The 10,056-nt window shown below is 71.9% G+C and carries 6 protein-coding genes and 1 pseudogene; 5 read left to right on the top strand and 2 right to left on the bottom strand.

The window, feature by feature from the left end:
- Both glgX and CA983_RS47315 read left to right on the top strand, forming a co-directional pair.
- Window positions 1–2,055: glycogen debranching protein GlgX (gene glgX / locus CA983_RS34360; RefSeq protein WP_107500313.1), on the top strand; the 2,055-nt coding region annotated here is incomplete at its 5' end.
- A 144-nt stretch (window positions 2,056–2,199) separates the two neighbouring features.
- Entirely contained in the window at window positions 2,200–2,928 is a 729-nt protein-coding gene (locus CA983_RS47315; protein ID WP_208637099.1) for an MFS transporter, read from the top strand.
- Window positions 2,929–3,408: 480 nt separating this feature from the next.
- On the opposite strand, the pseudogene CA983_RS49295 reads toward CA983_RS47315, so the two are convergent.
- Both CA983_RS49295 and CA983_RS34375 read right to left on the bottom strand, forming a co-directional pair.
- Window positions 3,409–3,474, bottom strand: a pseudogene (locus tag CA983_RS49295) (DNA-binding response regulator); the annotation flags it as partial.
- Between the two features lie 252 nt (window positions 3,475–3,726).
- Entirely contained in the window at window positions 3,727–4,686 is a 960-nt protein-coding gene (locus CA983_RS34375; RefSeq protein WP_244207216.1) for an ABC transporter ATP-binding protein, read from the bottom strand.
- Window positions 4,687–4,910: 224 nt separating this feature from the next.
- Between CA983_RS34375 and CA983_RS34380 the strand changes: the two genes are divergently transcribed.
- From CA983_RS34380 to CA983_RS34390, 3 genes are all read left to right on the top strand, one after another.
- On the top strand, window positions 4,911–6,740 hold the full coding sequence (locus CA983_RS34380; protein WP_086604682.1) for an ABC transporter ATP-binding protein: 1,830 nt from the start codon (window positions 4,911–4,913) through the stop codon (window positions 6,738–6,740).
- On the top strand, window positions 6,737–8,602 hold the full coding sequence (locus CA983_RS34385; protein WP_086604683.1) for an ABC transporter ATP-binding protein: 1,866 nt from the start codon (window positions 6,737–6,739) through the stop codon (window positions 8,600–8,602). The genes CA983_RS34380 and CA983_RS34385 overlap by 4 nt, the downstream gene beginning before the upstream one ends.
- Window positions 8,603–8,635: 33 nt before the next feature.
- On the top strand, window positions 8,636–10,056 hold a 1,421-nt coding region (locus tag CA983_RS34390; RefSeq protein ID WP_086604684.1), incomplete at its 3' end, for an ABC transporter transmembrane domain-containing protein.

A 10,056-nucleotide genomic window follows, 5' to 3' on the forward strand; every position in this document is an offset into this window, starting at 1 on the left:
GGGGTCGAGCTGTGCCTCTTCGACGAGGCGGGCAACCAGTCGCGGGTCCGGCTCGCCGAGCTGACCCACGAGATCTGGCACGGCTTCGTCCCCGGCGTGCTGCCCGGGCAGCGCTACGGCTACCGGGTGCACGGCCGCTGGGACCCGTGGACCGGCGCCCGCTGGAACCCGGCGAAGCTGCTCCTCGACCCGTACGCGCGGGCGGTCGACGCGGGGCCGGGAAACGACTACAGCAACCTGCCGCCCGAGGTGTACGGGCACGTGCGCGACTGGCCGCAGCAGCACATCGCCGACACCGTGCGCGACGACCGCGACTCGGCGCCGTACGTCCCCAAGGGCGTGGTCGTCCACGATGACGACGACTGGGCGGACGACCGCCGCCCGAAGACGCCCTGGGCGGACTCGGTGATCTACGAGCTGCACGTCAAGGGCTTCACAAAACTGCACCCCGGCATACCCGAGGAACTGCGCGGCACCTACGCCGGCCTCGCGCACCCGGCGGCGATCGACCACCTGGTGAAGCTGGGCGTGACGGCGGTGGAGCTGCTGCCCGTGCACCAGTTCGCGCACGAGGACCATCTGCTGCGCAGGGGCCTGAGGAACTACTGGGGCTACAACTCCATCGGCTACTTCGCCCCGCACGCGGCCTACGCGGCCTCCGGGACGGCCGGCGGGCAGGTCGGCGAGTTCAAGCGCATGGTGCGCGCCCTGCACGCGGCCGGGATCGAGGTCATCCTCGACGTGGTCTACAACCACACGGCGGAGGCGGGCGAGCTGGGGCCGACGCTGTCGCTGAAGGGCATCGACAACCGCGGCTACTACCGCCTCCAGGACGATCCCCGCCGCTACGCCGACTACACCGGCTGCGGCAACACCCTGCACGTGGTCCAGCCGCACGTGCTGCGGCTCATCACCGACTCCCTGCGGTACTGGGTGACGGAGATGGGCGTGGACGGCTTCCGCTTCGACCTGGCGGCGGCGCTGGCCCGCTCCATGCACGACGTGGACATGCTCTCCCCGTTCCTGGCGGTCATCGCCCAGGACCCGGTGCTGCGCCGGGTGAAGCTGATCGCCGAGCCGTGGGACGTGGGGTCGGGCGGCTACCAGGTGGGGGCGTTCCCGCCGCTGTGGACGGAGTGGAACGACCGCTACCGCAACGCCGTACGGGACTTCTGGCGGCACGCGCTGCCGGACGTACGGGAGATGGGCTACCGGCTGTCGGGCTCCAGCGACCTGTACGCCTGGGGCGGGCGCAGGCCGTACGCGTCCGTCAACTTCATCACCGCGCACGACGGTTTCACCCTGCGCGACCTGGTGAGTTACGAGCGCAAGCACAACGAGGCCAACGGCGAGGGCAACCGCGACGGCACGGACGACAACCGGGCCTGGAACTGCGGCGCCGAGGGCGAGACCGACGACGAGGGCGTGCGGGCGCTCAGGCGGCGGCAGCTCAGGAACCTGCTGACCACGCTGCTGCTGTCCACGGGTGTGCCGATGCTGCTCGCGGGCGACGAACTGGGCCGCACGCAGGGCGGCAACAACAACGCGTACTGCCAGGACAACGAGATCGGCTGGGTGGACTGGAGCCTGCTTCGGGACCCGGCCTGGAAGGCGCTGTTCGAGCTGACCTCGCGGCTGATCGAGCTGCGCCACCGGCACCCGGTGCTCCGGCGCCGGGCGTTCTTCTCGGGCCGGGCCCAGACCGCGGACGGCCTGCGCGACCTGGCCTGGTTCACGTCCCGGGGCAGCGAGATGACGGAGCAGGACTGGTACGCGCCCGCCGCCACTCTGGGCATGTACCTCTCCGGCCGCGACATCCCGGGCCGGGACGAGCGCGGCGACCAGATCCTCGACGACAGCTTCCTGGCCGTGCTGCACGCGGGCGAGGGGCCGGTGAGCTTCGTGCTGCCGGGGCCGCCCTGGGCGGAGCGGTACGAGGTCGTCGTCGACACGAGCCTGGAGGAGCAAGGGGAGGCGCCGGGGGTGGAGCACCGGGCGGGGACGGAGATCACGGTGCCGGCGCGGGCAGTGCTGCTGCTGCGGGTGGCGGGCTGAGGCTGCCCGTCCGGCCTGACCGTCGGCTCAGGCGCGGGGCTTCCATGCCTGCGACGCCGGTGCGAGCGGGGTGGCGGCGGGCGAGGCGGTGGGAGTCGACGACAGGACGCCCGTGAGGACGACACCGCGCCCACCATCCTGCTCGTGGACCTGGCCCGCTTCGTCCAGGGCATGGGCGCGGCCGCGGTGCTGACCAGCGGTTCCGCGCTGCTCGCCCACACGTTCAGCGGGGCTGCCCGGGCCAGGGCCTTCGGTATCTTCGGCGCCTCGATCGGGTTCGGCCTGGCGATGGGCCCGTTCGTGTCCGGTCTGCTGGTGGGCGTCGCGTCCTGGCACGCCGTGTTCCTGGTCAACGTCCTGCTCGGTGCGGTCGTGCTCGTCCTGGCTCGGCCGCTGCCCGAGTCGAAGAATCCCGGTGCGCGGCGCATCGACCTGCCCGGCGTGGGGACCTTCACCCTGGCCCTCATGCTGCTCGCCCTCGGCTTCGTCGAAGGACCCTCACAGGGATGGGGCGGAATCGTCACGCTCGGCTCCTTCGCGGGTGCGGCGCTGTTCCTCGCCCTGTTCGTCGTGGTCGAACTGCGCGTCACCGAGCCGATGTTCGACCTGAGCCTGCTGCGGCGCCCCACGTTCGTCGCCATCATCTGGCAGCCGGTGAGCATCGTCTTCGCGTTCGCGGCCCTGCTCGTCTACCTGCCGCCCTACTTCCAGGGCGCCGGCGGCGCGGGGTCGACGATGTCCGGTGCGATGCTGCTGCCGCTGACGCTGCCGGTCTTCGTCCTGCCGCTGTTCACCGCACGCTGGTGCGGTTGCTGTCCGTACGGATGCTGCTCGCCGTCGGACCGGCGGTGCTGGCCGTCGCGCTGTCGCTGATGACGTTCACCGACCCGGTCTCGTCCCGTACCGGCCTGTACGCGGCGCTGCTGCTGGCCGGTGTCGGTATCGGCCTGGCCTTCGGCGTCATGGACAACGCGGCGGTCAGCGTGGTCCCGGCCGAGCGCAGCGGGATGGCGTCGGACATGTTCAACACCCTCCGGGTCGCCGGCGAGACGATCGGCGTGGCGTGTGTGGGCGGGCTGCTGCTCACCTCGACGCGTCAGCAACTGTCCGCGGACGACGGTGCGATGGCCGACGACGTGGTCCAGGGCCGGCTGGATTCCGTGCGCGCGAGCGGCGAGGAGGAACTGGTGGACCGCGCGGTCCAGGGTCTCCAGCACGGCTGGAGCGTCGTCTACGTGGTGCTGGCCTGCGTGGCCCTCGCCGGGGCGATCGCCGTCTTCACCATGGTCCGCGACCGTGACCTGGACCGGTCCTCCGCCGCTCACGAAGTGTGCCCCCTTCCCGCTCCCCGAACTAGCCCAGGATCCCCCGGTCGTATGCCACCGCCACCGCCGCCGCGCGGTCCTTGACGCCGAGCTTGGGGCCACCTCGACAGGGCGAACCGGGTCTCCCAGGCCTGGTTCGCGTGCCGGTCGTGCGGCGTCGTTGCGCACGCGGACCGGAACAGCTCCCGCAACATCCGCGCCCGCGTGGGAGTTGTGGCGACGCGGGGCCCAGCCAACGGCCCCAACCCCACCCCCGAAGCCGGCCGGAGGGGCAGGACGCAAACGCAGCACCACAGCCAGTGGCGCCCGTTGTGCAAGCCCGTCGCTTTAACGGCGGGTAGTTGACTCATGGCGGACCAACGGTACGCGAGCGGAGACCGCCGTACCGTGGCCCGGCTCGGACTCGACGGTGAACGAGCCGGCGATGCGCTGGGCGCGGGGCGTCGGTGACACGGAGCTGGTGGGCGGTGATGTGGTGGCGGGCGAGCAGGGAGAGCACGGCGTCGACCGTGTCGTCCCTGCCGGACAGCGTGATCCGGCCGTCCTTGTTCTCGACGGCGACCAGGGCGGGGAGCGCGTTCAGCTCACGGTCGTCCAGTGGTGCGGACGGGGTGAAGGAGATGACGGTGGCGCCCGCCGAGCGCCGGATCAGCCCGGCCGGGGTGTCCAGGGCGGCCACGCGGCCCTTGTCGATGACGGCGATCCGGTCGCACAGCCGCTGCGCCTCCTCCATGAAGTGGGTGACGAGGAGGACGGTCACGCCGTTCGAGCGGATGTCCTCGATCAGCTCCCAGATGTCCCTGCGCGCCCGCGGGTCGAGGCCGGTGGTCAGCTCGTCCAGGACGACGACCCGGGGGTTGCCCACCAGCGCGAGCGCGATGAACAGCCGCTGCTTCTGGCCGCCGGACAGCTTGGCGAACCGGGTCGTCGATTTGGCCGTGAGGCCGAGGCGTTCGGCGAGGGGCCGCCAGTCGAGCGGGCTCGGGTAGAAGGCGCTGTACAGCTCCAGTGCCTCATGGACGGTGAGCTTGGCCTGCAACTCGCTCTCCTGGAGCTGCGCGCCGAGCACACGGCGGGTGGCCTCGTGCTCGGCGACCGGGTCGAGGCCCGTGACGCGGACCCGGCCGGAGTCGGGCACGCGCAGGCCCTCGACGCACTCCACGGTGGTCGTCTTGCCGGCGCCGTTCGGCCCGAGGATCCCGAAGATCTCCCCCTCCTCCACGGCGAAGGAGACACCGTCGACGGCGGGGCGTCCGGCGTAGCTCTTGCGCAACTCGGTGACTTCGATGACAGGTGCGGTCGGCATACGACGAGCGTCGCGGAGCGGTGGGTACCGGCACATCGGCCGTCGCGCTCGAACGGGCATCATCCGATCGGCTGATGCCGCCGTACGCCCCCCCCGAACGATCCCCCAAGCTCTCGGCTTCGCTCGAGCAGGGAAGTACCCCCAGGTCGCAGGACCGACGGCCGACCCGGGTACGGCGGAAACTCGGTGGGCAGTGTCAGTGGCGATCCGTAGGCTCGCTGCTGATGGCCACGACACCCGCCCCCGCCCCGGACCGTTCCGCCGTGCGCACGCTGCTGCGCCTGTGGCCGTACGTGCGGCCCGTACGGGTGCGGCTGTTCACCGCCGCGTTCGTGGCGATACTCGCCTCCTGCGTGGCCCTGGTGATCCCGCTCGTCCTGAAGTGGATGGTGGACGGGCCCATCGCCGACCGGGACCCGGGCGGGGTCTGGCTCGGCGCGCTGTACCTGCTGCTGCTCGGCCTCGCCGAGGCCCTGCTGTTCGGGCTGCGGCGGTGGCTGGTGGCGCGTCCGCTCTCCCACGTCGAGGCGTCCATGCGGGCGGATCTGTACCGGCACCTCCAGCGGCTGCCGGTGGCCTTCCACGACCGGTGGGCCTCGGGGCAGTTGCTGTCCCGGGGGACGACGGACCTGATGCTGCTGCGCATGTTCCTCGCCTTCCCACTGACGTTCCTGCTGGTCAACGGCGTGACGATTCTCGTCGGCGTGGTCATCATGCTGCTCCAGGACTGGACCCTGGGGCTGGTGATCCTCGGGCCCGCCGTGCCCGTCATGGTCACCTGCTTGATCTTCGAGAAGCGGTACGCCCAGGTGGCCCGGCTCGCCCAGGACCAGGTCGGCGACCTGACGACGGTCGTCGAGGAGAGCGTGCTCGGCATCCGGGTCATCAAGGGCTTCGGCGGGCACCGGAGCCAGGCCCGTGCGTTCCGGGAGCTTTCGGGGACGCTGCGCGGCACGGAGCTGCGCAAAGCGCGGCTGCTGGCGACGATCTGGGGCGTCATCGTGACGCTGCCGGAGGTCGCGATCGGGGCGGCGCTGGTGGTCGGGGTGGTGCAGGTGGCCGACGGGGAGTTGTCGGCGGGGACGCTGGTGGCATTCCTGTCCACGGCGCTGGCACTGCGGTGGCCGGTGGAGTCGATCGGGTTCCTGCTGGCGATGAGCCAGGAGGCGGCGACGGCGACGGAGCGGTATTTCGAGGTGATGGACGAGAGTGTCGAGGAGCCCAGGGTTCCTGGTGACCCGGCGCCGCCGCCAGCAGCCGGGTCCGGTCTCCGGTTCCACGACGTCACCTTCCGCTACCCGGACGCCCCGCCCGGCTCCCCGCCCGTCCTGGACAAGGTCGACCTCCACATCCGCCCCGGCGAATCCATGGCCCTGGTCGGAGCGACAGGCAGCGGCAAGACCACCCTCACGGCGCTCATCCCCCGCTTCTACGAGGTGACCTCGGGCCGCATCACCCTCGACGGCGTCGACATCACGGCCCTGTCCAGAGAGGCGCTGCGGGCCAAGGTCGCGGTCGCCTTCGAGGAGCCCACGCTGTTCTCCGCCGCGGTCGGCGACAACGTTCTCATGGGGGCCGCCGACACGGCCGGCCCGGCCGAGCTGGAGCGCGCCCTGGCCGTCGCGCAGGCCGACTTCGTGTACGCCCTGCCGCAGGGGACGCACACCCAGGTGGGCGAGCAGGGCCTCAGCCTCTCCGGCGGGCAGCGGCAGCGCCTGGCCCTGGCCAGAGCAGTCGTCGGACAGCCGGAGTTCCTCGTCCTGGACGACCCGCTGTCGGCCCTGGACGTGCACACCGAGGCCGCCGTCGAGGCCGCCCTGCGACAGGTCCTCGCGGACACCACCGCCCTGATCGTGGCGCACCGCCCGTCCACCGTGCTGCTCGCCGACCGCGTCGCGCTGCTGTCCGCCGGCCGGATCGCCGCGGTCGGCACCCACCAGGAACTGCTGCGTGAGAACGCCGAGTACGCGCATTTGATGTCCGGCGAGCAGTCAGGGGAACAGCCGGGCGAACGGTCAGGGGACCAGTCCGGCGAACAGGAGGACGCACGATGACGGCGGCCACCACCGCACCGGCCGACGGAAAGCCCGAGGACGGGAAACCAGACGCTCCGGCCCGCGCCACCGGCGACCCCTTCGACCGGGACGTCCTGCCCACACCCCCGGGCGCCACCGCCGCCCTGCTGCGCTCCCTGCTCGCGCCCATGAAGGCCCGCGTCACGGTCACGTCGCTCCTGCTGCTGCTCCAGCAGGCGGTCGTGCAGGCGGGCCCGCTGCTCGTGGCGTACGCCATCGACCGTGCGGTGCCGGCGTTCCGGGCGCAGGACCACGGGCCGCTGATCGCGGTGGCCGTCGGCTATCTGGCGTGCGCGCTGGCCGCGGGCGTGCTCCAGTTCGCGTTCGTCGCCGCCGCGGCCCGCGTCAACCAGGACGTACTGCTCGACCTGCGCGGCCGGATCTTCCGGCACGCGCAGACGCTGAGCGTCGACTTCCACGAGCGCTACACCTCGGGCCGGCTCATCTCCCGCTCCACCACGGACGTGGAGTCGCTGCGCGAGCTGCTGGACGAGGGCCTTCAGGAACTCGTGACGGTCGTCCTGTCCTTCGTCTACATCTCGGCGATGCTGCTCTGGCTCGACCTGGGCCTCGGCGGGGTCGCGGTGGCGTCCCTGGTGCCGCTCTACGCCCTGGTGCGGCTGTACCAGCGGCGCGCCGGGCGGGTGTACCGGGCGCGGTCGACCGCCATCGCCGCCGTCATCGTCAAGTTCGTCGAGACCATGAACGGCATCCGCCCGGTGCGCGCCTTCCGCCGCGAGGCGGCCAACGACGCGGACTTCGGCGCGCTCAACCAGCGGCACGAGCGGACCAACGGCGACGCGCTGCTGGAGATGGCCCGGTACGTCACCGGTTCACGGCTGGTCGCCAACACGGCGGTGGCCGCGATCGTGCTGTGGGGCGCCTACCGGGTCGCGGACGGCACGCTGGCCCTCGGGGTGCTGGCGGCGGCCGTGCTGTACCTGCGGCGGCTCTACGACCCGATCGACCGGCTCGGGATGTTCCTCAACTCCTACCAGTCGGCGGCGGCCTCGCTGGAGAAGATCGCCGGGCTGCTCGCTCAGACGCCCTCCGTGCCCGAGCCGTCGAGTCCCCAGCAGCTCCCCCCGCCGGAGGGCGAACAGCCGGGCCGCGAGGTCGTCTTCGGCGGCGTCAGCTTCGGCTACCGCACCGGCGGCGAGGTGCTGCCCCGTTTCGACCTGACGATCCCGGCCGGGCAGACGGTCGCGGTCGTCGGCTCCACGGGCGCCGGCAAGTCGACGCTGGCCAAGCTGCTGGCCCGGTTCTACGACCCTTCCGACGGCAGGGTGCTGCTGGACGGCGTCGACCTGCGCGATCTCGCCGTGCCCGAACTGCGGCGCGGGGTGGTCATGGTGACGCAGGAGGCCTTCCTGTTCTCGGGCACGGTCGCGGAGAACATCGCGATCGGCCGCCCGGACGCCTCGCGCGAGGAGATCGAGCGGGCGGCGAAGGAGATCGGCGCGCACGACTTCATCAGCTCCCTGCCCGACGGCTACGACACCGACGTCCGCAAGCGGGGCGGCCGTATCTCGGCCGGTCAGCGGCAACTGGTCGCCTTCGCGCGGGCGTTGCTGGCCGACCCGGCGGTGCTGATCCTCGACGAGGCGACCAGCTCGCTGGACATCCCGGGCGAGCGTGCGGTGCAGCGGGCGATGGCGACGGTGCTGAAGGGCCGTACGGCCGTCGTCATCGCGCACCGGCTGTCGACCGTCGAGATCGCGGACCGTGTCCTGGTGATGGAACACGGGAAGATCGTCGAGGACGGCGAGCCGGCCGAACTCGTCGCGGGCACGGGCAGGTTCGCGGATCTGCACCGGGCCTGGCGGGACAGCCTGGCGTAGGACGGCGGCGGAGAGGGCGGCGGAGGCGGGCGGATGATCGACGCGTACGAGGACCCCGGCACACCCGACCACCGGAGCGGCGGCCGTTACCTGTGGTGGCTGGTCGCCCGGCAGCCCTGGCGGTGTGCGGCCGGGGCGATGTTCGGCAGCGTGTGGATGGTGCTGCTGGCGGCGACGCCGTATCTGATGTCCCGGGCGATCGACGACGGTCTGGAGCCCGGCGACATGGGCGCGCTGGCGCTCTGGAGCGGCGCGCTGTTCACGGTCGGGGCGTTCAACTCCTGGCTGAGCATCATGCGCCACCGCACCATGACCCGCGTCCGGATGGACGCCAACTTCCGCACGGTGAAGGTCGTCGTCGGCCAGGCGGTGCGGCTCGGCGCCTCCCTGCCGCAGCAGATGGGAGCCGGGGAGGTCGTCACGATCGGCGTGGGCGACGTGCAGACGATCAGCCAGTCGCTGACGGTCGTCGGCCCCGGCGTCGGCGCGATCGTGGCCTATCTGGTGGTCGCCGTCCTGCTGGTCTCGGTCTCGCCGCTCATCGCCGTGGTCGTCCTGCTCGGCATCCCGGTGATCGTCCTGCTCGTCGGGCCGCTGCTCGGCCGGTTGCAGGGTTCCGAGACGGAGTACCGCGAACGCCAGGGCGTGCTCACCGCGCGGATCGGCGACCTGGCGGGCGGTCTGCGGGTCCTCGCGGGGCTGGGCGGCAAGACGCTGGTCGCGGACGCCTTCCGCCGTGACTCGCAGCGGCTGCGCGAGCAGGGGTACCGGGTCGGCGCGGTGACCAGTTGGGTCCAGGCCCTCGGCATCGGGCTGCCGACGCTGTTCCTCGCCGTGGTGACGTGGCTGGCGGCCCGCCTGGCCGCCCAGGGGGACATCACCGTGGGCCAGTTGGTGTCGGTCTACGGCTACGTCGCGGTGCTGGTGGGCCCGATGTCCTTCTGGGTCGACTGCGGCTACCAGATCAGCCGCGGCCTGGTGTGCGCGCGCCGCGTCGTACGGTTCCTGCGGCTGGAGCCGATGCCGGACACCGGCACGCGGGACGCCCCGTCCGAACCGTCGGCCCTGTGCGACCCCGACTCCGGCGTGCGCGTCCGGCCGGGCTGCCTGACGGCCTTGGTGGCGGAACACCTCGCAGACGCCACAACCATCCTGGACCGCCTCGCCCGCTACATCCCCTCGAACGCAACCTGGGGCGGCAAGCGCCTCGACGAGATCGCGCTCCCCCAGATCCGGGCACACATCCTGCTGGCCGACCACGAGGCCGACTTGTTCTCCGGGACGCTGCAGGACATGGTCGGGCCTGCTTTCAGGGGCGCGGGGAACTGCGCGACAAGCCACAACGCACCCGCACACGCCACACAACACCACGCGGCAATTCAAAAGGCGCTCCACACAGCCGCAGCCGAAGACATCGTCCAAGCCCTCCCCCACGGCCTGGCCACCCCCATGAC

The sequence above is a fragment of the Streptomyces swartbergensis genome (assembly GCF_002148965.1).
Taxonomy (GTDB): Bacteria; Actinomycetota; Actinomycetes; order Streptomycetales; family Streptomycetaceae; genus Streptomyces; species Streptomyces swartbergensis.

Coding starts and splice junctions, on each gene's coding strand:
- CA983_RS34385 (WP_086604683.1), top strand. CDS start 6,737: ATGACGGCGGCCACCACCGCACCGGCCGACGGAAAGCCCGAGGACGGG.
- CA983_RS34375 (WP_244207216.1), bottom strand. CDS start 4,686: ATGCCGACCGCACCTGTCATCGAAGTCACCGAGTTGCGCAAGAGCTAC.
- CA983_RS34380 (WP_086604682.1), top strand. CDS start 4,911: ATGGCCACGACACCCGCCCCCGCCCCGGACCGTTCCGCCGTGCGCACG.